17 protein-coding genes and 1 tRNA gene are annotated in these 22,123 nt (G+C 64.0%); 9 read left to right on the forward strand and 9 right to left on the reverse strand.

Features of this window, described 5'->3' with window-relative positions; translation table 11 throughout:
- Window positions 1-98 precede the first annotated feature (98 nt).
- Both AC1DYM_RS06120 and AC1DYM_RS06125 read right to left on the reverse strand, forming a co-directional pair.
- A complete protein-coding gene (locus tag AC1DYM_RS06120; RefSeq protein WP_477336964.1) occupies window positions 99-2,090 on the reverse strand; it encodes a bifunctional 2',3'-cyclic-nucleotide 2'-phosphodiesterase/3'-nucleotidase in 1,992 nt (663 codons plus the stop codon).
- Between the two features lie 158 nt (window positions 2,091-2,248).
- Window positions 2,249-4,171 (reverse strand): alkaline phosphatase family protein, encoded by a 1,923-nt coding sequence (locus tag AC1DYM_RS06125; protein ID WP_477336966.1) that lies wholly within the window; start codon window positions 4,169-4,171, stop codon window positions 2,249-2,251.
- A gap of 183 nt (window positions 4,172-4,354) precedes the next feature.
- Here AC1DYM_RS06125 and AC1DYM_RS06130 point away from each other — a divergent pair, with 183 nt between their 5' ends.
- The 3 genes from AC1DYM_RS06130 to AC1DYM_RS06140 all read left to right on the forward strand — a co-directional run bounded on the left by AC1DYM_RS06130 (window position 4,355) and on the right by AC1DYM_RS06140 (window position 9,389).
- Complete coding sequence (locus tag AC1DYM_RS06130) at window positions 4,355-6,655, forward strand: TonB-dependent receptor (protein WP_477337109.1); 2,301 nt, start codon at window positions 4,355-4,357, stop codon at window positions 6,653-6,655.
- A 116-nt stretch (window positions 6,656-6,771) separates the two neighbouring features.
- On the forward strand, window positions 6,772-7,812 hold the full coding sequence (locus AC1DYM_RS06135; protein ID WP_477336968.1) for a glycerophosphodiester phosphodiesterase: 1,041 nt from the start codon (window positions 6,772-6,774) through the stop codon (window positions 7,810-7,812).
- Window positions 7,813-7,880: 68 nt separating this feature from the next.
- Window positions 7,881-9,389: an amino acid permease gene (locus tag AC1DYM_RS06140; RefSeq protein ID WP_477336969.1), complete on the forward strand. Its 1,509-nt coding sequence runs from the start codon at window positions 7,881-7,883 to the stop codon at window positions 9,387-9,389.
- A gap of 49 nt (window positions 9,390-9,438) precedes the next feature.
- Here AC1DYM_RS06140 and AC1DYM_RS06145 read toward each other — a convergent pair whose 3' ends face one another.
- Window positions 9,439-10,074: a porin family protein gene (locus tag AC1DYM_RS06145; protein ID WP_477336971.1), complete on the reverse strand. Its 636-nt coding sequence runs from the start codon at window positions 10,072-10,074 to the stop codon at window positions 9,439-9,441.
- A gap of 387 nt (window positions 10,075-10,461) precedes the next feature.
- On the opposite strand from AC1DYM_RS06145, the gene AC1DYM_RS06150 reads away from it, so the two are divergent.
- Complete coding sequence (locus AC1DYM_RS06150) at window positions 10,462-11,166, forward strand: glutathione binding-like protein (protein WP_477336973.1); 705 nt, start codon at window positions 10,462-10,464, stop codon at window positions 11,164-11,166.
- Between the two features lie 67 nt (window positions 11,167-11,233).
- Here AC1DYM_RS06150 and AC1DYM_RS06155 read toward each other — a convergent pair whose 3' ends face one another.
- Window positions 11,234-11,896, reverse strand: a complete 663-nt coding sequence (locus AC1DYM_RS06155) for an outer membrane protein (protein WP_477336975.1) — start codon at window positions 11,894-11,896, stop codon at window positions 11,234-11,236.
- Window positions 11,897-12,230: 334 nt separating this feature from the next.
- Between AC1DYM_RS06155 and AC1DYM_RS06160 the strand changes: the two genes are divergently transcribed.
- On the forward strand, window positions 12,231-14,126 hold the full coding sequence (locus tag AC1DYM_RS06160; RefSeq protein ID WP_477336977.1) for a M61 family metallopeptidase: 1,896 nt from the start codon (window positions 12,231-12,233) through the stop codon (window positions 14,124-14,126).
- A 124-nt stretch (window positions 14,127-14,250) separates the two neighbouring features.
- On the opposite strand, the gene AC1DYM_RS06165 is transcribed toward AC1DYM_RS06160, so the two are convergent.
- Window positions 14,251-15,489, reverse strand: a complete 1,239-nt coding sequence (locus AC1DYM_RS06165) for an acyltransferase family protein (protein WP_477336979.1) — start codon at window positions 15,487-15,489, stop codon at window positions 14,251-14,253.
- Between the two features lie 157 nt (window positions 15,490-15,646).
- On the opposite strand from AC1DYM_RS06165, the gene AC1DYM_RS06170 reads away from it, so the two are divergent.
- A complete protein-coding gene (locus AC1DYM_RS06170; RefSeq protein ID WP_477336981.1) occupies window positions 15,647-16,555 on the forward strand; it encodes a LytTR family DNA-binding domain-containing protein in 909 nt (302 codons plus the stop codon).
- A 55-nt stretch (window positions 16,556-16,610) separates the two neighbouring features.
- Window positions 16,611-16,687, forward strand: a tRNA-Arg gene (locus AC1DYM_RS06175).
- A gap of 72 nt (window positions 16,688-16,759) precedes the next feature.
- Here AC1DYM_RS06175 and AC1DYM_RS06180 read toward each other — a convergent pair.
- Window positions 16,760-17,317 carry a DUF924 family protein gene (locus tag AC1DYM_RS06180; RefSeq protein ID WP_477336983.1) on the reverse strand — a complete coding sequence of 186 codons (558 nt, stop codon included), beginning with the start codon at window positions 17,315-17,317 and terminating at the stop codon, window positions 16,760-16,762.
- A gap of 149 nt (window positions 17,318-17,466) precedes the next feature.
- Between AC1DYM_RS06180 and AC1DYM_RS06185 the strand changes: the two genes are divergently transcribed.
- Window positions 17,467-18,366 (forward strand): N-acyl homoserine lactonase family protein, encoded by a 900-nt coding sequence (locus tag AC1DYM_RS06185; RefSeq protein ID WP_477336985.1) that lies wholly within the window; start codon window positions 17,467-17,469, stop codon window positions 18,364-18,366.
- A 15-nt stretch (window positions 18,367-18,381) separates the two neighbouring features.
- Here the strand turns inward: AC1DYM_RS06185 and AC1DYM_RS06190 are convergent, their stop codons facing one another.
- The 3 genes from AC1DYM_RS06190 to AC1DYM_RS06200 all read right to left on the reverse strand — a co-directional run bounded on the left by AC1DYM_RS06190 (window position 18,382) and on the right by AC1DYM_RS06200 (window position 21,457).
- Window positions 18,382-19,179 carry a transporter gene (locus tag AC1DYM_RS06190; RefSeq protein ID WP_477336987.1) on the reverse strand — a complete coding sequence of 266 codons (798 nt, stop codon included), beginning with the start codon at window positions 19,177-19,179 and terminating at the stop codon, window positions 18,382-18,384.
- A gap of 101 nt (window positions 19,180-19,280) precedes the next feature.
- Window positions 19,281-19,979, reverse strand: a complete 699-nt coding sequence (locus AC1DYM_RS06195; RefSeq protein WP_477336989.1) for a response regulator — start codon at window positions 19,977-19,979, stop codon at window positions 19,281-19,283.
- Window positions 19,976-21,457 (reverse strand): DUF4118 domain-containing protein, encoded by a 1,482-nt coding sequence (locus tag AC1DYM_RS06200; RefSeq protein WP_477336991.1) that lies wholly within the window; start codon window positions 21,455-21,457, stop codon window positions 19,976-19,978. The genes AC1DYM_RS06195 and AC1DYM_RS06200 overlap by 4 nt, the downstream gene beginning before the upstream one ends.
- 165 nt (window positions 21,458-21,622) lie before the next feature.
- Here AC1DYM_RS06200 and AC1DYM_RS06205 point away from each other — a divergent pair, with 165 nt between their 5' ends.
- A complete protein-coding gene (locus tag AC1DYM_RS06205) occupies window positions 21,623-22,117 on the forward strand; it encodes a hypothetical protein (RefSeq protein WP_477336993.1) in 495 nt (164 codons plus the stop codon).
- Window positions 22,118-22,123 lie beyond the last annotated feature (6 nt).

Here is a 22,123-nt window from a genome sequence, read left to right on the forward strand (position 1 = left end):
GATTTATCGGCGATGGGGGGCTATGGCGAGCACCCGTTCGCCGATAAATCGGCTCCTACCAAGCGCAGCGGTTCCTGCCGAAGCGCAGCGGTTGGTGTTTAGCGTTTGGAGAGATCCAGGGCGTAGACCGCGGTGCCGTCGCCGTTGTCGCGGAGCTGCTTGATGGCGAGGTGCTGCGCCTTGGCGACGTCTTCCTTGTTAGATGCCGCGGTGAAGACCACCGTGCCCTTGGTCTTGACCGGGATGAAGCTCCACGAACGCTTGTCGACGTCCTTGGCGGTGATGGTCTTCTTCGCTTCCACCCACTTGATCACGACTTCACGGTTGCCGTCCGGCGCGTTCAGCACGACGGATTCGCCATTCATGCCCGGGAAGCCGCCACCGCCATTCGCACGGTAGCTGTTGGTGACGACGATGATCGGCTGGCTGTCCTGGATCAGCTTGCCCTTGTAGCGGAGGTTGCCGATGCGCTGGCCTTCCGGCTGGGTGATGTCGATCGTGTAGGTGATGCCACCCTGCATCTGGTCGAAGTTGTACGCCACGAACTTGCCGGTCAGCGGCTGCTCGCCTTCCTTCGACGGATCGATCTGATTGAAACGTCGCGCCGACTCTTCCAGCCACGCTTTCACGCCGGCGCCGTCGATCTTCACCGCGGCGAGCGTGTTCGGATAGAAGTACAGGTCGGCCGCGTTGCGGATCGTCATCGGACCCTTCGGCACGTCGGTGTAGTCGTCCGGACCACCGAAACCCGTGCGGAACGCCGAGGCCGCGGAGACTACCGGGACGTCCTTCCACTCCGGGTGGGTACGGCTCAGTTCGTCACGTGCGTAGTCGGCCTGCGCGGCGTTGACCACGGCGATCGCGCTCATGTTGCCCTCGTCGGCGAAGTAGCTCGACAGATCGTGGTCGGTCGCGCCGATGGGCGTGTTGACGTAAGCGATCGCGGCTTCGTGCGCTTCCTTCACGATCGGCGCGATGGTCGGATCGACCGGCACGCATTCGTTCTTCTTCGGACAGATCGGCCGGACCTGGCTGTGGCTCTTGTCCTTTTCCACCACCCAGCGATCACCCTCGCGCTTGAGCGTCATGTTGATGACGCCGAGATCCTTGCCGAAGAAGCCGCCCATGACGGCAGGCACGCCGCGCACGATGCCGCGCTTCGCGTCCACGTCCTTCATGTCCATGTAGCGGGGGCCTGGGAACTCGGTATGCGAGTGACCGAGCAGCAGCGCGTCGATGCCTGGCACGCCGGCGAGGTACCAGCCGCCGTTTTCCATCTGCGGCGTATATGGCGCCGTGTTGAGGCCGCCGTGCAGGATCGCGACGACGAGGTCGGGCTTCTGCGCGAGCACCTCGGGCATGTAGCGGTTCGCGGCCTCGACGACGCCGTCGACGGTGACCTTGCCCTGCAGGTTGTGCTTGTCCCAATCCATGATCGGCGGCGGCGTAAAGCCGATAATGCCGATCTTCAGCGTCGTCGGCACCACCTTGCCTTTCGCCGTGGTCACGTTGACCGTCTTGGTCACGATGGTCCACGGCTTGAAGATGGGCTTGCCGTCGCGTGCGCTGTAGACGTTGGACAGCACCAGCGGGAATTTCGGGCCGGCGCACTGCTGTGCCTTGACGCCATCGACGTTCATCGCGGTATTGGTGACCTGCGCGAGGAAGGGCAGGCCGTAGTTGAACTCGTGGTTGCCGGCGGTTCCGCCGTCGTAGCCGACCGCATCCATCGCGGCGTAGATGCCCAGCTCCGTATCGCAACTCACCGGCTTGACCATGGCCTGGTAGTCGGCCAGCACGGAACCCTGGATGGTGTCGCCGCTGTCGAACAGCACCGTGTTCGGAAACTCCTGGCGGGCCTGACGAATCAGGGTCGCAAGGCGCTCGTAACCGAAGGTCGGGTCATCCTTCTGCTTGTAGTAGTCGTACGAAAGGATGTTCGAATGGACATCGGTCGTCTCGAGGATGGCCAGGTCCAGCGTGGCACCGTCGTTGATGGCGGCGGGCTGGGCGGTCTTGTCTTTCGGCGCGCCGGCGCAGGAGGCGAGCAAGGCGGCCGAGAGCGTGGCCATCGCGAGATGCTTGAGCATGGGGGTATCCGGTGGGACGGGGTTATCGGGCTGGAAAACTAGCAGAAACGCACGCTTATTGTAGGAGCCGATTCATCGGCGATCCCGCGGCAGCGGGCCGGGTTGCCGCGACCTGGTCTTCGCCGATGAATCGGCTCCTACAGTAAGCGCGTGTTTGGTCAGGGCAGGTGTTCGGCCTTGGCCTGGTCGAAGTACGTGTACACCTTGTCGTTATCGTTCAGCTGCTTGGTCTTGAGGACGAAGCGGTAGCCGGTGCGGTTCATCGGTGAACCGTCGACCCGGCGGACATCGAGACCGGTGGCACTGTCCGTGGTCACGTCGACGGGTTTCACCGCGAGGCCGTCGCTGCTGCGACCTTCGATCGCCTCACGCAGCACGCGACCGTCCGGCTTGCCGAAGTCCAGCTTGAGGACAGCCGCCAGCGTGGGCGCGAGATCCACGTTGCCGCTGGGCAGCTCGCTGCGTACGTTCCTGCGGAAGTCGGGGCCGCTGACCAGCAGCAGGTTATGCACGTCGACGGGACTGAAGCTGCCGTGCATGCCGCGCTCGTTCGACATGCTGGTGTAGACGGTGCCCTTGAAGCCTTGCACCGTCGCGTCTGCATCGAAGTCGTAACTGGCCACGATGTCCGGCGCGCGCTTGTTCGCCAGGTGCACGCTGCCGAGCGGCAGGGTGCCTGGGATCTTGCCGTAGCGTGCATCGACGAAGATCGCGCCGAACGCCTCCTGGCTCTGCAGGAAGCGCACGGCCTTGAGTATCTGCGCGCGATCGTGTTCGGGCTGATAGAGGTATTCGCTACCGCCGTTGGGTGCGATGACGAAGGCCTGCTTCGGCAGTTCGGCGGGCACCTTGTACGCTGGCGTGGTGTACGGACCCGGTTTGCCACAGAGCTTGCCATCGTCGTCGAACCGCGTCGGCCGCCTTGGTTTGCCATCGGCCGCGATGCCGGACATCACGGGTACGTAAAGGCAGCCGTAGCCGTCAAAAGCCGTAAAGCCCGCACGCGTCATTTCATCGGCCAGTCGGATAGCGCCGGAGACGGAGTAGCCCCACTCGCCATCGGCCTTGCCGACGCGGCCATCCGAGATCGTCCGTAGCGGGAACTGCTCTACCGGCGCCGACACGTTGCTGTGCGCATGGTCGGAGACGATGACCAGGTCGGTGTCCGCATCCATGCCCAGTTCCTTCAGGCGCGCCTGCAGCTTGCCGAGCAGTTCGTCCTGCGCGCGCAGCGCGAGGTGGAAGTTCGGCGAGCCGACGCCGTAGAGGTGCTCGGTGGAGTCGGGATTACGCAGCCAGACGAAGCTCACATCCGGCTTTTCCACCGGAAGGATGTACGTCAGGAAGGCATTCATCAGGTATGCGTTGGCCGCCGTCGGCGGCGCGCCCGCCGCATCGGACGCGTCGGAGGTCACGCCGTCCTTCAAGGTGACCAGGGGCAGCTGTGCGGTCGGCGTCCCATTGTCGGGCTCGAGCTGGAAACGATCCGCGTCGTAGGCGTGAACGGTGTTCGCGGGGAGTGGCAGACCCGCCTTGGTCAAGCGCCTGGCGAAATCCAGCGGCAGTGCCACGTTCTCGTCAAGGATGACGCCGCCCTCGTGGATGTCCTGCATGAACGCGGGTCCGGACTTGCCGACCACCGCGGTCTTCAGGCCGGCCTTGCGTGCGCGTTCGAGTAGCGTCGGCGCCTGCAGCAGGTCGTGGTGCCAGTGATCGTCGAGGGCGCGAAGGACGGCGTAATCCTCCGTATAGATCGGCGCGTTGTAATCGCTCGGCGCGCCCTTGGCGTCGAAGCCCGTGGCGCCCGGTGCCCAGAAACGGTTGCCGAAGAACCCGATCGTCCCCGGGAACGAGCCGGTGGCGAAGCTCGACGCGTTGATCATGGTGAAGGTGGGGTAGGTCGCGTGGTTGTCCGCGAAGAACGTGCCTTGCTTCGCCAGCCTGGCCAGGTTGGGCGTGTCGTCCTCGCTGATCGCATCCGGTCGCATACCGTCCCAGACGAAGACGATGACCCGATGCGCGTGGGCATCCACGGAGACCGCCGCAAGGAGGAGGGCGGCCAGTGTAGCGAGTCGACGCATGACGGGTTTCCGTGAGGATAAAAAGGTGAGCATGTTGACGACGGCGTGTTTCAGTTCGGGGACGGTGTGCCGGTAGTGGGATGCGCGTCACCCCTTCGCAAGAATCACATCGTTTCGTAAGAAAACATACATATCGCATCCGCAGGCTAGCCGGCTTCCCCCACGACGAGCTTCCTGTCGATGATGCTTTCCCGCCGTACCTTGTTCCTCGCCCTTGCCTCGGCCATGGCCCTCCAGGCCCACGCCGAGGACGTACCGCCGCCCGCTGCCGCCGACCAGGCACAACAGCTCGAAGGCGTCTCGGTGATCGGCCAGGGCGAGACACGACAGGTGCAGCGCATCACGCCCGCCGACCAGGCGATCCTGCCGCCGGGCACGAGCCCGCAGAAGATCCTGAACCGGCTGCCCGGCGTCTCCGTACAGTCCAACGATGCCTTCGGCGCCAACGAAGAGTCGCAGACGATCACCCTGCGCGGTTTCAACACAACGCGGCTGGGCTATACGATGGATGGCCTGCCACTCGGCGACAACGCCTATGGCAACTACAAGGGCCTGAACATCTCGCGCGCCCTGATCGCCGATAACATGGCCACGGTGGAGCTGTCCGAAGGCATTGCCGCGCTCGGCACGGCATCGACCAGCAACCTCGGCGGCGCGATCCAGTATTTTTCGTCGGATCCGGCGAAGACCTTTGGCGGCAAGGTCGCGCAGACCTTCGGCAGCGACCACAACCGTCGCAGCTATGCGCGCATCGATACCGGCGATTACAAGGGCTTCTCGATGTACCTGTCCGGCGCGCATACCGACGCGGACATGTGGGCCAACCCCAACTCACCGACCAACACCAAGCAGTTCAACGGCAAGGCCGTCTACGAGTTCGGCGAAGGCAATCGCATCACCGGCTTCGCCGATACATCGCGCACCAGTCAGGCGGATTATGCGTATCTCTCCAAGAGCGGCATGCAGCGGGGCCTCGGTTGGGACTGGAATCTTTATGCGCCCGACTGGAAGCGGGCGTTGGCGGCAGCGTATTGCGCGCCTGCCTATACCAAGGGTGGCGTGAGCGATCCGCGTTGCGGCTTCTCCGGTGGCGTCGACAATATCGACGATGCGTATTACCAGAGCCGTGCCTTGCGCAGCGACGACCTCTACTACCTTGCCGGCGACTTCGCGGTATCCGATGCAGGCACCCTGCACACTCAGGTCTACCATCACGAAGATGCCGGCCAGGGCCACTGGTGGTCGCCGGGCCAGAAATCGTATCCGGGCACCGCGCAGGAGCTACCGATCTCGATCCGTAGCACCAACTACACGATCAACCGTAACGGTGCGATCGCCTCGCTGGCGTGGGATCTCGGCGGCCATCATGTCGAAGGCGGACTCTGGTACGAAAAGAACGACCACCACGTCGAGCGTAACTTCTATTACATCGACGGCCCGGTGAGTGACGACCGCTATCTGTCCGACCCGAATCGCCGCCTGTTCGCCCAGGACTACGTGATCACAACCAAGCAGGCCTACCTGCAGGATAGCTTCAAGGCGTTCGACGATCGACTCAGTGTCGACTTTGGCGTGAAGAGCCCGCACACCACCATGACCGCGCGCGAGTTGCCCGGTGTGGAGAGCCCGTACGCCAACGGTACGCTGAAGGCCGAAAAATCCTTCCTCCCGCAGGCGGGCCTGGCCTACCAGCTGGCGCCCGGCCAGGAGCTGTTCCTGTCTTATGCCAAGAACATCGCTGCCTTCCAGGGCGGCGGTGCGGGTGGCCCACTCTCCGTATCGCAGGCCGCGTTCAACGGTACCAAGTCCAGCCTGAAGCCGGAGGAATCGCGCAGCATCGACGGCGGCTTCCGTAGTGTCGGTGCGTGGTACGAGGCATCCGTCGCCCTCTATGACGTGAAGTTCGATAACCGCCTGCTTTCACTCAACCCCTGCCCGAGCATCGAACAGGGCACGCGTCCCGAATGCAATACGGCCTTTGTCAACGTGGGCTCGGTCAGCAGCCGCGGTGCGGAGTTCACCTTTATCTGGAAGCCCATCCACGGCTTCCAGTGGTACAACTCGGCCTCGTTCAACCGCTCGAAATACGACGATAACTACATCGCCAACGGACAGGTCGTGCCGGTGAAGGACAAGACCACGGTCGATACGCCCAAGCGGATGTTCGCCAGCGAGATCAGCTATACCTATGGTCCGTGGTCGGCCAGCCTGCAGGGCAAGTACACGGGCAAGCGCTATTACACCTATACGAACGACCAGAGCGTTGCCGGTGCCACTGCCTTCGACTTCGGCGCGAGCTACAACTTCGGTCCGATCGCCAGCCTCAAGGCACTCACCCTGGCCCTGAACATCACGAACCTCACGGACCACCGCTATGCGACCAACCTGACCGCTTTCGCGGCCACGGATCCCAACGGCCGTGCGCTCGCCTTCCATGCCAGCGCCCCGCGCCAGAGCTTCGTCACCCTGACGGCGGATTTCTGATGAAGGAAGAAACACGCATCTTGCATGGCCACACCCCGGGTGCTCGCCTGCTAGGTGGCCGCTCGCTTCGTGCACTATCCTCGTGCGCTCTCGTCCTGGCGCTCGGAGCGTTCGCGATGTCCACGCATGCTTCACCTGCGAAGCCACTTGCCGCAAAGGTCCTGGTCATTGGCCACCGCGGTGCCAGCGCGCTGCGCCCGGAGCACACGCTCGCCTCCTACGCCGTCGCGATCCAGGACGGTGCGGACTTCGTCGAGCCTGACCTGGTTTCGACGAAGGACGGGGTGCTCGTGATCCGCCATGAAAACGAGATCGGCGGCACGACCGACGTCGCGGCGCATCCGGAATTTGCCGGGCGGCGCACGACGAAGACGGTCGACGGCGTGCAGATCACCGGATGGTTCACCGAGGATTTCACCCTCGCCGAGCTGAAAACCCTGCGGGCCCGCGAGCGCCTGGCTGATATCCGCAAGGCCAATACCGCGTTCGATGGTCAGTTCAGCGTGCCGACCTTCGACGAGATGATCGAGTTCGTCGCCGCGGAGTCATCGGCGCGCGGGCGTGTCATCGGGATCATTCCGGAGATCAAGCACGCCACGTATTTCCACGGCGTGGGCCTGCCGATGGAAGACAAATTGCTGGCGACCCTCGCGGCGCACGCCTATACGCGTTCCGCGCCCATCGAGATCCAGTCCTTCGAGATCGGCAACCTGAAGTACCTGCGTGGCAAGCTCGGCAAGGCGCATCCGAATATCCGCCTGCTCCAGCTGATCGACGACCCGGCGGAGCATCCGGCCGACGACGCCGGCACGACGTATGGCGCGATGATGACGCCGAAGGGGCTCAAGGCGATCGCCGCCTATGCCGACGCTATCGGTCCGTCCACGCGCAGCATCATCCCGCTGGGCAAGGATGGCCGGTTGGCGCCGGTGGCCCCGCTGGTCCACGACGCACATGCGGTGGGCCTCGAGGTCCATCCGTACACGTTCCGGCCGGAGAACCACTTCCTGGCTGCGGATTTCCGTAACGAGGCCGGCGATGCCGCGCGCAACGAGGCGGGGTCGGTGGCGGAGATCCGGGCGTACCTGGCCACCGGCATCGATGCCTTCTTCACCGACGATCCCGCCCTGGGCCGCAAGGCGCTCGACGGCAAATAGCTCGCACAGACGACAGGCCCCGGCCACACCGCTATGATCCCGGCTCAGCCAGTCCCAGGGATCCCCCGATGTCGTTAGCCAAGTTCCTCCGCCACAAGTCCGTCGAGCAGCTGCAGGCCGAGGTTGGCCAGCGCAAGGACTTCAGGCGGGTGCTGGGTCTGTGGCAGCTCACCGCCATCGGCATCGGCGGCATCATCGGCGTGGGCATTTTCGTACTCGCTGGCCAGCAGGCGGCGCTCAATGCCGGACCGGCGGTGGCGCTCAGCTTCATCATCGCAGGCCTGGGCAGCGCCTGCGCCGCGCTCTGCTACGCCGAGTTCGCCGGTCTGATCCCGGTGACGGGAAGCGCCTATACCTACGGCTATGCCGTCCTCGGCGAAGGCGCAGCGTGGATCATCGGTTGGGATCTCCTGCTCGAATATGCGCTGGTGGTCGCGGTCGTCGCCATCGGCTGGTCCGGCTACGTGCAGGTGTTGCTCTCGTCCGCAGGCGTGCACCTGCCCGAATGGGCGCAGAAGAGCATGAGCGCCGACACCATGACGTACTACTGGCAGCAGGCCATCGGCTCGTTGGGCGTGAGTGTCGCCCATCCCGTTGCCGCACCGACCGATGGACACCGATTCAACATCATTGCCGCCGGCATTTCGCTGTTCGTCGCCATCCTGCTTTCGGTCAAGACGGAGTGGGGCGCGCGGCTCAATACGGTCATCGTCGGTATCAAGGTGATCGGCGTGGCGTTGGTGATCGGCGTCGGCGCGTTCTACATCAATACGGCCAACTGGCACCCGTTCATCCCCGAGCGCGTGTTCGACGCCAAGGGCATGGGTCACTTCGGATGGCAGGGCGTGCTGACCGGCGCGAGCGTCGTGTTCTTCGCGGTGTTCGGCTATGACACGCTCACCACGGCCGCCGAGGAAGCGAAGAACCCGCAGCGCGATCTTCCACGCGCGGTGCTGCTGTCGCTGGCGGTCGCCATGGTGCTCTATATCGCGGTATCGCTGGTGCTCACCGGCATCGTTCCCTACGGCACGCTCAACGGCGAGGCTTCGGTCTCCGACGCCTTCAACGCCATCGGCCTGCCGTGGCTGAGCAATGTCATCGCCGTGGCCGCCGTCATCGGCGTCATCAGCGTGCTGTTCGCCTTCATGCTGGGTGCGGCGCGCATCTGGTTCGCGTTGTCGCGCGACGGGCTTCTTCCCGCCTGGTTCGCACGCGTGCATCCCCGCTTCGGTACCCCCGCACGACCGACCATGATCCTCGGCATCTTCACGGCCGTGGTCGCTGGCCTGTTGCCGATCGGCGAGGTGGCCGAGCTGGTGAACATCGGGACGCTGAGCGCGTTCATCCTCATCTGTGCGTCCGTGCTCGTGCTGCGCGTGCGCAAGCCGGACCTCGAACGGAAGTTCAAGACGCCGGCCGTATGGTTCGTCGCGCCGCTGGGCATCCTGTTCTCGCTGGCGCTGATCTGGGGCCTGCCGTGGATCACCTTCGAGCGCTTCGCCATCTGGATGGCGATCGGGTTGATCGTTTACTTCACCTACGGCGTGAAGCACAGCAAGCTCAACCGCGCGGACTGATCCGGTGCATGCGAGGGAGCGGTCGCCCAGCACGACCGCTCCCTTGCGCTCAGAACCTCATTTCGACGCTGGCACCCACGACGTTGGCGTTCACGTCTTCGTTCACCGAGTAACCTCGTCCGCTCGCCGAGTAGTGCGTCACGTTCAGGCCGAGGTCGATGTTCGAGGTCACGGCGTAGCCGACGCCGACGCCGGCATACATCGCGTTGCGGACGAGCGTAGCCCGGTGGGATGTCGATGTTTTGCCGGCATCGATCCGGTCGACCACGCGCGTGCGGGCGTGGGCGAGGCCAAGACGTCCCGTGAGTGACCACGCGGGGCTCATGTTCCATCGGACCGTCGGGCCGAAGAGGAAGCTGCGCGTGCCGAGCTCGCTACGGATGGTCACGGGCTGGCGGCTCCCGTTTGCTCTGAACAAGACGCCGTCGGAACGATCCTTGACCGTGCCGAGGTTCATGTAGCCGGCCTCGATACCGAGTGCGACCGGCTTGGAGACCTGCCAGCGGTAGCCGGCCGTGACACCGAAGGCGCGGGCGGACTTGCCGTCGTACTGTGTGCTGTCGATGTCGTAGTTCGCCTTGCCACCTTCGAGGCGAACGAATGCGCCGCTCGAGGTGGCCGTGGCGGCAACTGAAACGAGGCAGAGCGAGAGTGCGACCGCTGTCGCGAATCCTGTCCTTTTCATGACAAATCCCTATGTGATTGGATGACACACCGGCATCGATGCCGATGACCCCGCGGGGCACCGAAAGTCTACGTGCGATCGGTCGCTTGGGACGCCGCCGGGATACGTCCGAATTCTTCGCGTGACGGACGGACGACAAGCAGTCACCCGTGCGGCGCGGTCTCCGGGACATGCTCAGCGTCATCCCAGGCATCCGCGCACAAGTCGTGCTGCCAAAGCCCTACTCGACACCACGGTCATCGCCGAGATGAATCTTCAACTATGCCTACACGAGCTCAGGGCTGGTCTTGTCCGGAGCGCCGGAAGTGGCCGCTTTTTCGGCCGAGCCATTGAATCCGGTCCGTTGACGACCTACCTTCGAACTTCACGGCCCGAAGGAAAGGCACCATGTCAGATCTGTCCGCGTTCCCCATCACCTCGCGCTGGCCCGCCGCGCACCCCGACCGTATCCAGCTCTACTCGCTGCCGACACCCAACGGGGTGAAGACCTCGATCTTGCTCGAGGAACTCGGGTTGCCGTACGAGGTTCACCTCGTCGACATCATGAAAAACGAGAACAAGACACCCGAGTTCGAGTCGCTCAATCCGAACGGCAAGATCCCGGCAATGATCGATCCGAATGGTCCCGACGGTAAGCCGATCGGTCTTTTCGAATCCGGTGCGATCCTGCTCTACCTCGCCGAGAAGACCGGCAAGTTCATTCCGGCGGATGCGGCGAAGCGCTGGGAAACCATCCAGTGGGTGTTCTTCCAGATGGCTGCGATCGGGCCGATGTTCGGCCAGGTGGGTTTCTTCCACAAGTTTGCCGGCAAGGAGTTCGAGGACAAGCGTCCGCTGCAGCGCTATGTGGATGAGTCGAAGCGTCTTCTGGGCGTGCTGGATCGTCGTCTCGACGGTCGCCAGTGGATCGTCGGCGACGAATACACCATCGCCGACATCGCCACGCTGGGCTGGGTGAACAACCTGGTGACGTTCTACGGTGCACGTGAGCTGGTTGGCTTCGATGACTTCCCGAATGTCATTGCCTGGCTCGAACGGGGTACATCGCGACCGGGTGTGGAACGAGGGCTGACGATTCCGTCGCGTACCTGAGCGACTCGGATGCAGAAGAAAACGGCCGCGAAAGCGGCCGTTTTCGATCATACGGACTGGGGGTGGATCAGAAGCGGAATTCTGCCGCCGCGCCCCAGACGCCAACGTTCACCGTGCGTTTGTCATCGGTGATGCCCTGCGCCTTCAGCGAGTAGTTGTCGTAGTTGACCGTCACGCCGAAGTTCTTCGTGAAGTCGTAACCGAAGCCGACGCCGGCGTAGATGCCGTTGTCATTTGAGCCGTCGTGGAACGATTCCTTCTGGACCACGGTGCCGTCGATCGTCTCGTTGAACTTCGCATCATAGGACGTGTGCGAGTGAGCAAGGCCGAGGCGCGCCGTGATCGTCCAATGGTGCGGCAGTTCCCACTTGCCGTTGGCACCAACGAGGATGGCCCGGCCCTTGAGCTCGTCCTTTTCGTGGAAGGCGTCGACGTGTGGATTGGCGGCAGTGCCGAACGTTTCCGTCTCGTCGTACTTGCTGGTGATCTTGCCCAGGTCCACGTAGCCGGCTTCAACGCCGAGGTAGAACGGACGATCCACCGCCCAGCGATAGCCCACCACGGCGCCGAAGGCGGTATCGGACTTGTCGTGGAAATCGGAGTGGCTGATGTCGTAGTTGGTACGACCGCCATTGATACCGATGAAGGTGCCTTCGCTGGATGCCTGGGCACCGAACGAAGCGAACGTAAGTGCGGCAGCCGCGGCTGCCGTGAGGAGAAGCTTTTCCATGAGGATCCCTGTGTTCCTGATAGTGCGCACCGGCCCCTTCGCCGGGCGGCCCCTTAACTGGCCGCGCGATATTACGATCTTTTAACTTTCCACGCCAAGTACTTTTTGGGTCTGATCGCGTCGTAAGTTATTGCGATAGGGCGAATTATCCAGACAGGGCGCGCCCTGACCGCGACGCTGATCAGCCATGCGCCTGAGCGTCGTCCGTGACCTCTGGCATGGGGAACCCCGGCCCCCGGCGTTTAGCATCGAAGGCTTGCGCGAACCGCAGGGGCTCGCGCCGACCCGCTCGCATGGATGGCCGGGCGACCCACACGTTCCTCGGGAGAATTCAGTGAAATCCACCCTTCTTGCCTCCGCGCTGCTGGCGGCCCTCGCCGGCGTTGGCGCGACGGCTGTCCAAGCGGATGATGTCCCCGCTCCGCAGGACATTGCTTATAACGGCACCCTCAAGCTCGCTGTCGACGCGACCGATCTCGATCACCGCGTCCTGCGTGTCCGCGAGACCATTCCTGCGCAGGCGGGTCCGCTGACCCTGCTGTTCCCGCAGTGGATCCCCGGCCATCATTCGCCGACCGGTCCGATTGACCAGTTCGCCGGCCTCGTCGTGACCTCGGGCGGCAAGCGCATCGAGTGGAAGCGTGACGAATTCAACGTCTACGCCTTCCATGTGGATGTGCCGGCAGGCGCGTCTTCTGTCGATGTCGAGTTCCAGACGCTGACTCCGCAGGACACGCGCCAGGGTCGCATCGTCATGACGCCGGACATTGTCAATGTCGAGTGGAACCAGGTATCGCTGTACCCGGCCGGCTACCGCGCCGACCGCGTCCAGGTCGACGCGAGCGTGACGCTTCCGGCCGGCTTCCAGTACGGCAGCGCGCTGGAAGAAGCGAGCAAGAGCGGCGACACGGTCAACTTCAAGACGATCAATTACGACGACCTCGTCGACTCGCCGATCTTCGCCGGCCGCTACTTCAAGCGCGTCGATCTCGATCCGAACGGTCGCTCGCCGGTGCATCTGAACATCGTGGCCGACAACGCCAAGTCGCTCGAGATCAAGCCGGAAGCGCTGGAGATCCACCGCAAGCTCGTCCAGCAGATGGACAAGCTCTACGGTGCACGCCACTACAACCACTACGACTTCCTGCTCGCGCTGACCGACAAGCTCGGCGGCATCGGCCTGGAGCATCACCGCTCCTCGGAGAACAGCGCCGCGCCGGGCTATTTCACCGAGTGGGACAAGAACTGGCTCGGCCGCGACCTGCTCGCCCACGAGTACAACCACTCCTGGGACGGCAAGTACCGTCGTGGTGCCGATCTGGCCACGCCGAGCTTCAATGTGCCGATGGGTAACAGCCTGCTGTGGGTCTATGAAGGCCAGACGCAGTTCTGGGGCAATGTCGTCGCTGCACGTTCGGGACTGGTGACCCAGGACCAGGCGCGCGACCTGCTCGCCTTCGTCGCCGCGACGTACGACAAGGGTCGCCCAGGCCTGTCCTGGCGCACCATCGAAGACACCACCAACGATCCCACCATTGCCCAGCGTCGCCCGCTCTCGTATCGCAATTACCAGATGAGCGAAGACTACTATCAGGGCGGCCAGATGGTCTGGCTGGACGTGGATACCCGACTGCGTGAGCTGACCAAGAACAAGCGCAACCTGGACGATTTCGCCAAGGCGTTCTTCGGCATGAAGGACGGCGACTGGAAGGTCAATCCGTACACGTTCGAAGACGTGGTCTCGACCCTCAACGGCATCGCGCCATACGACTGGGCGACTTACCTGCGCGACCGTGTGGATGGCCACAAGGGCGACATCGAAGGCATCGAGCGCGGTGGCTGGAAGCTGGTCTACAACGACAAGCCTTCCGACGCGATCAAGGGCTTCGAGACGCGCCGCATGATGACCGACCTGACCTACTCGGCGGGTTTCGCCGTGTCGTCGAAGGGTGATATCTCCGACGTGCGTTGGGACGGTCCTGCGTTCAAGGCCGGCCTCTCGCCGGGCATGCACATCATTGCGGTGAACAGCAAGGAGTTCTCCGGCGACGTGCTGAAGGACGCCGTCACCGACGCGAAGACGAGCAAGGCGCCGATCCAGCTGCTGGTCAAGAACTTCGACCAGTACAAGACGATCAACGTCGACTACCACGACGGCCTGATGTACCCGCATCTGGAACGCGACAAGAGCAAGCCCGACTGGCTCGGCGAGCTTTACAAGGCAAAATAAGACAAAGGGCCCGCAAGGGCCCTTTCTCGTGATGTAGGAGCCGATTCATCGGCGATGCTCCTGACTTTGTGGAAGCCGATTCATCGGCGAAGCTCTTGTGGGAGCCGCTTCAGCGGCGATGCCTTCAGGCGCCTTCGCGAGCACCCATCGCCGATGAATCGGCTCCTACAACAGCTACAGCGGGCGGTCGCTTCACCGCTTTCAACCCGAACAGCGGCCGGATGAACGCCACGCGCCGGATCACGAATTCGTGCAGCACGTAGCAGCCGGCAATCGTCCCGCTGATCACCAGCGCCGGTTCCAGCCACGGCCCCAGAGACATCGGCTTCAGCCAGAACACCAGCAGGATGATCAGGCTCTGGTGCAGCATGTACCAGGGATACACCGCCTCGGTGCAGTACGGCAGCCAGCGGAAGGGACGGTCGAGGAAGACCTTGCCCCAGCCGAGAATCGTCAGCAGGGCGGTCCACAGGTACAGGCAATGCGACACCTCCGTCAGCCTGGTCCACAACGCGTCCGGTACGTGGTGCACCCAGGAATCGGCGGTGACCAGGTGCCCGGCCAGCCGCAGGCCCAGGTAGACCGCGATCGCCACGCCGGCCATCATCAGGGTTGCCTTGCGCATTGCCACCACGCGGGTCCAGAAACCCGCCTCACGGGCCAGCAGGTAACCGGCGAGGAAGATCGTCCCGTACTTGGCGTGCTGGTACCAGTCACCGACGAAGGCATTCGTTCCCGGGAAGAAAGGATCCAGGGTCAGGACGTAGAACTCGAGCAGCGCGGCCGGCGCGACGATCACGACCCAGGCTGGTGTGCGGCAGAACGCGGCGACGCCTGCACGCACGCGCGCCATCCCGAGCAAGGGCATCAAGGCGACGAGGCACAGCGTATACGTCCACAGGTAGGGCAGGTACCAGAGGTGGTTCCAGGTGATGCCGTACTGCCAGCCGCCGAAGCTGTCCTTCGGCCAGGGCTGGACGTGCCAGTAACGGACCAGGAAGTTCCAGAAGCCCGGACTCAGGTGGCCGTTGGCGACACCTTCGCAGTACGGCTGGATCGGCACCACCACGAACATGCCGAAGATCAGTGGCAGCATCAGTCGCCACGTGCGCTCCCTCGCGAATCGCCAGAGGCGGCCCTCGGGAGCGGCCAGGGCGATTGCCGCGCCGGAGATCAGGAACAGCAGGGACATCCGCCAGCGGTTCACGAAGAGCATCGGCCACTGCAGCCACTCGGCGGTGTAGGCGCTCTTGATGTGGAAATCCCAGCCGACAACGTAGGCCATGCCCGTGTGATAGAGGATCAGCAGTGCGAAGGCGAAGATGCGCAAGGCATCGATGTCGTGGCGGCGGGTCGTGCTCATGGCCATACGTCCTGTCGTGAAGGCGGGCGACAGGATTGGCTTCGCGACAGGTCTGGCACCATCGCGAAGGGCCGAAAACAAAGCTTTCAGGGACGAACGGTGGGACGGTGGGGATGGTTTTCCTAACAGGCCGCCACGACGACGCTATGATTCCCGCATGGAAGCGACTGCCCCGACACCCCCCGGTAAGGAACTGGACCAGGCCCATCGACGCCGTCGTTGGCTGATGATCGGTTTCTGGCTGCTGGTCTTCGTCACCGCCGCCATCGGCAACACGATGACCAGCCGGATGGACGCGATCCGCTACGACATCGCGGCGCCGACCTGGCAGATCGCCACCAACGAATTCAGCAGCATCACCATCGGCCTTTTCATCCTGCCCTTCCTGTTGTGGGCCTGCGATCGCTGGCCCTTGCATGCGGATACGTGGCGTCGCCGTTTGCCGTTGTACTTCCTGGGCAGCGTGGCCTACTCCGTCCTCCACGTGGTCGGCATGGATCTGATCCGGTTCGTCGTGTATGCCACGTTCGGATCGAGGTACGAGCCGGGCCCGTGGACCACCCAGGCGGTCTACGAGTACCTGAAGGATGTCCGGACGTTCTTCCTGATCGTCGCCGTCGGTCACATGGTGGAATGGTTCGGCCGGCATATAAAGGGCGAAGCCAGCCTGCTGGACGTCCCCGATGAGGGGCCGCCGGTGGAGGCCGTCGACCGCCCGGAGCGCTTCCTCGTTCGCAAGCTGGGACGGGATTTCCTCGTCGCCACGGCCGACATCGAATGGGTCCAGTCGGCGGGCAACTACGTCAACCTGCGGGTGCGTGGCCGGGACTATCCACTGCGCAGCACGCTCGCCGCACTGGAAACCCGGCTGGATCCGACCGTATTCGTCAGGGCGCATCGGAGCTATCTGGTCCAGTTGGCGCAGGTGACCGCCATCGAGCCGCTCGATGCGGGCGATGCCCGCCTGCACATGACGGACGGCACCGTCCTTCCGTGCAGCCGGCGCTACAGGGAAAGCCTGCGCGCCGCTGCGGGAGGCGCCGAACCCGCACTAGCCCGGGCCTGACCGCTCAGGCTAGGCCGCCCACGGTCATTCGGCTACAATCCCGGACCTGCAAGACGCGCTCGTAGCTCAGCCGGATAGAGTAGTGGCTTCCGAAGCCATTGGTCGGGGGTTCGAATCCCTCCGGGCGCACCATCTTCCTCAAGGCACCGCTCCCCCGTAGGAGCCGCTTCAGCGGCGAGCTCTTCCAGCCAGCCGCGCCCTGCCTCACCCCGCAAACCCACCCCCCTCGAGAAACGCCCGCTCTTCCGGCGAAGTCTCGCGCCCCAACTCGCCGTTCCGATGCGGGAACCGTCCGAAGCGCCGGATGATGTCCCGGTGTGTCGCCGCATACGGCTGAAACGCACCACCCAGCGCATCGAACAGCCTCACAGAAAGCTCCTGGTCCGCCATGTCTTCCGAATGCTCGAAAGGCAGGTAGACGAAGGCACGCATCTCGTGGTCCAGCTGCTGGTCGAAGCCTCGCTCCAGCACGTGCCGCGCAATCGAGCGCGCCAGTGGGTCGGTCGCGTACATATGACCGCAACCGCGGAAGGCGTTGCGCGGAAACTGGTCGAGAAGGATCAGCAGGGCGAGGCAGCCCTCGGCCGTCTCTCGCCACGCATTCAGATCGCCACGGGCAGCGGCAAGATGCGCCCCCATGAAGTGCTCGCTGAACACGCGATCGAAGCCGGCGTCGCTCTTGAACCAGCGATCGAAGCCGGCGTCGCGCCAGAAACGCACGACGCGTTCAGTCGTTTCGGGGAGGGGGAGGGAAGGGGTCATCGGCCATCCTGCGTCATGGGATCGCCCGATGATAATGCGCGGCGTCTCGCGGGGCGGCAGCGGATGGGCGAAATTTGCCAATCCTTCCCAGCGCACGCGTGCTCTGCTGTCTGGCGCCGCACAACGTCGACCTTCGTGGAGCACTGGTCATGAAAATGCGCGTATGCGCGTCGTTCTCAGCGATCATGCTGGCAGCATGGATCGGCTTGGCGCTCGCTTCGCCAGCCAAGGCCGCGACACCCCTTCCCGACCCGGCAAGAGCCGGCTTCGCCGATCGGCTGTATCGGCTGGATTGCGGCCGCTCCCTCGCGAACGACGAATCGGTGTGGACGCCGGGACAAAACGTCGGCAAGCCAATCGCGTTCTCCTCGACATGCTGGCTGATCAAGCACGGCGACACCTGGCTGATCTGGGATACCGGCGTGCCGGAATCCGCCTTGAACGACCCGAAAGGCTGGTCGACCCTTCCCCAGTTGATCGTGTACCACCTCGATCAGTCGATCTCCGGCCAGCTTTCCGCGATCGGCCTGACACCGGACGATATCCACTACGTCGCGATCTCGCATACGCACGGCGACCATATCGGGAACGTCGCACTGTTTCCGAAAGCGACGGTCCTTATCCAGCGCGTCGAGTACGCATGGATCCGTTCGCCGGATGGACCGAACGCCAACGTGAATCAACTGAAGGCGTTGGCGCGAAAACTGATGGGATCGCCGAAGCATCTCCAGCTTCTCGACGGCATCACGGCCGTGTTCGGCGACGGCAGTGTCACGCTCTTCCCCACGCCGGGACACACGCCGGGAAGTCAGTCCCTCCTCGTCCATCTGAAGCAATCCGGCTTCATCATCCTGTCGGGTGACGTCGCCCATTCCGCCGCGAATCTGCGCAACGACGTCGTGCCCAGCCTGAATACCGATAAGACCGCGTCGGTCACTTCGATGGATAACGTCAAGGTCATGATGGATCGATACCACGCGCAGCTATTCATCAATCACGACAAGGCGCAAACCGACACGCTGAAGATCCTCCCTGCCTTCTACGATTGACAGCGGCTCGTCACGTCACCATCGGTACGAGAAGCCCGCATAGATCTGTCGATCCGGCGTCACGCTGTTCACGCCCATATTGGCGCCCAGATCAAACTGGAAGTCAGGGCTCGCCAGGTAGGTGAACGCGATATCGGCGGACTCCTGCTTCACATGGCCCGAGGGATCGCGATTGTCCTGGCGCCAGTACTCCAGGGCCACGGAAAGCGCGTTGGTCAACGGGTGCGCGATATTCACGAGATTGGTCACGGCCAGATGTCGACCGCGCCCATCGGCGTCAGCCAAGGCATCGAGCTCCGGTCCGATCGTCAGCGTGAAGCCACCACCCACCGCGGCGCTGATCGGTGCCGCGACGCCGCCCTCCCAGTGGTCGTTACCGATGCCGTGCGATGCGGTCGGCGCTTTCACGAAGGGGATGATCGAGGCGTTGAACACGTCGCCGCTGTAGAGGCTGGTTTTCAGGCGAACCGTCAGGTCGCCCGCGCCGCGCGTGGTGTGACGGTCGCCGTCGCTCTTCGTCGTGACGCGCACGGCCGGTGCCCAGTTCACTTCGATGTCGGTATGCGCGCCGATGCCGTACTTGATGTATGGATTCACGAGGTACAAGGTGTCGGAGCTACTCCCTGCGCGCGCGTCGTGCGTGTCGTTGCCCACGTCGGTCTCGAGTTGCCACGTGCCTTCTGGCACGGTGCAGGCGCTATTGGCCTTGGTCGGACGGTCCGTGCAGATGGGAGGGGCATCGTCGGCGTGGGCAACGAAGACCGGGAGAACGGCTAGCAGGACGACGGGTAGGAGCATGGTACGGAGGATCATGGTCAAGCCTTGGGATCAGGAATGACCACCCATGCTAGGCATCGTCGTCTAAGGGCGGCGCTGTATTGGCCGCCCCGACATCAAGGCCCCATCAAGACGCCTTAGTCGAGGCCCGCCAGCCGATAGCCAACCTGGAGTTCGGTCACGAGGTGGCGTGGCCTTGCCGGTTCGTCCTCGAGCTTTTGCCGGAGGTTGGCCATGTAGACACGCACGTAGTGCGGTCGCGTGGCGTAACCCGGACCCCATACGTCATGCAGCAGTTGCCGATGGGTCAGCACCTTGCCCTGCCCGCGGACCAGCGCGGTCAGCAGGCGGAATTCGATCGGTGTCAGGTGCACGGCTTCGCCGCGACGCGACACTTCGTGCGTGGCGAGGTTCACTTCGATATCTCCGAAGCGAATACGCGCGCTGGCCTGGCCGCGATCGCCGGCCAAGCTCGCCCGGCGCAGCTGCGCACGCACCCGCGCCACCAGCTCGGGCACGCCGAAGGGCTTGGAAAGATAATCGTCCGCCCCCGCCTCCAGCGCGGCGACCTTCTCCGCTTCGCTGTCACGCGCGGAAAGCACGATGATCGGCGCCGACGACCAGCCGCGCACGTCGCGGATCACGGCCTTGCCATCGTCGTCGGGCAGGCCGAGATCCAGCACGATCAGGTCGGGCTGGCGGCTCGCAGCTTCGATCCGGGCACGCAAGGCATCGCCGGCTTCGAACACGGTCATGTCCTCGCGCTCGAGGGCCAGCTTGAGGAACCGACGGATGTCCGATTCGTCTTCGACGATCAGGATGCGCGGCTTGTTCATTCGGGGTCTTCCAGGTCGATCGTCGGCGGGTCGCCGGCGACCAGGGTGATTTCGAAGCGTGCGCCATGCGGGGTGACCCTCGACGCGGTGATGCTGCCACCGTGTGCTTCCACGATGCGCCGCGACAGCGACAGGCCGAGCCCGACACCGGGAATGGACGATTCGCGTGCGCCGCGGAAAAACGCGTCGAAGAGGGTATCCGCGTTGATGCCCGTCGGAAAACCCGGGCCGTCGTCCTCGACGGTCAAATGGAGACGCGTACCGACACGGTCGGCGCGGATGCGAAGCATCGCGTCGTCGGGGGTGTACTTGGTAGCGTTGTCGAACAGATTCGCCAGCACCCGCTCGAACAGGGTGGCGTCCAACGACACCAGCGGAAAATCTTGCGACATCTCGACCATGACGCGGCGCCCGCCGAGATCGATCGATGCCAGCGCGGAACCGACGACCTCGTCCAGCGCCTGCCATTGCAGATCGAGGCGTACGCCTTCGCCCTGCATGCGCGCCGCATCGAGAAGGTTCACCACCTGGCGTTGCATGCGGTCGGCCTGGTTCGCGATGGCACGGGCGACGTCGTTGTCGCCGAGCGTGCCTGCCATGCCACGGATAGCCGTCAACGGAGTGCGCAGGTCGTGGGACACGGCGGCGAGCAATGTATTGCGCAGCCGCTCACCTTCCATGCGTAGCTGTGTTTCGTGGGCCACGTCGACGAAATGCACGCGCTCGATGGCCAGGGCGACCAACGGCTGGAAGGCCCGGAGCAAGGCGACCTGACCGGCGTCCAGCGGCGCCTTTGTCGCGCGTTCGAGCATGAGGACGCCACGCGTGCGCATCGCGGTGGTAAGCGGAAGATACGTCGCATCGTTCGCAAGCAAGGTTTCTGTGTCGTGTCCCGCGGGAAGCCCTTGCTCGAGCACCCATTGCGCGATGCCGGCATCAGCGGTGCCCTGTGGCGGCATGCGGTCATGGCCGTCGGGAAGCAGGAGGGTCGCGCTGCCGTCGAACAAGGGGCCGATGCGTGTGGCGCATACCCGGGCGATGTCTTCGTTGCGAACGGCCACCGACAGGTCGGTCGCCACGGCGGCCAGTGCACTCGCGCGTTTCTCTCCGGCCGCCGCGGTGACGGCTTCGTCGCGCAGCCGGGCGGCGAGCTGTCCGATGACCAGGGCCACGACCAGCATCAGAAAGAAGGTAAAGACGTATTGCGTGTCCGAAACGTGGAACGACCAGACCGGCGGCACGAAGAAAAAGTCGAAGCTGCCGACGGCGACGAAGGCCGCCAAGGCGCCCGCGGCACGGCCCCAGCGCAGCGCCACGAGCACGACGGTGAGCAGGAACACCATCACCACGTTCGACAGGTCGAACACGCGCAACAGGAGTGCCGCGATGCCGGTGGTGGCGGCGCAGGCAGCCACCGCATAAGCCAGCACGCGGTAGCGGAACGGGCGCGGTGTCACCTCGAGGCTGTACGGAATCATGGTCAGCCATGATAGCGGCGCTCTCGTGGGTGCGGCTATCGGTACGGGGTCTCCGCGGCGTCGATTACCGCGACGCCGTCAGGTCGCTTGACAGCCTGCCGGCCCCCTTGCGATCTTCCGTCGCACAGCGCCGACGGACCATTCGCCGGCCCACCAGGGGGCAGCATGGAAGACAAGGGAACACCTGACGATTTCGCGCGCGCAATGGCAGACAGGCTCAAGAAGCCTGAGTACGCCACGGGTACGTATGAACCACCGAAGCGTAAGGGCGGGAAGTCCGCCGTCATGGCGAAGATCGAGAGTCGCGCTGACGCGCTGGCGATCGTCAGGGAAACATCGATCCTGTTTCTATGCCTTGCGGGCCTTCAGGCGTTCCTCGCGATGTTTATCGGCCGTGCCTTGATCATCGACGCGGTGATCTACGTGGTGCTCGCCGGTCTGCTCTGGCGCTTCAATAGTCGGGCCGCCGCGAGCATCCTGGTGCTCTTTGCCGCCTTGGTCGCGGCTGTGACGGTGGCCCACCTGATGGGTGCCAAGATGCCTGGTGGAACCAACGTCTTCCTTGCGGGCATAGCGCTTTGGTCGGCGATCCGCGCGGTGGAAGCCACCTACAAGCTGCGCGGACAATTCGCCTCCGCGGATGCTGCGGCACCCACGTAACGATCG

The organism is Luteibacter sp. P1_D3, assembly GCF_056406135.1.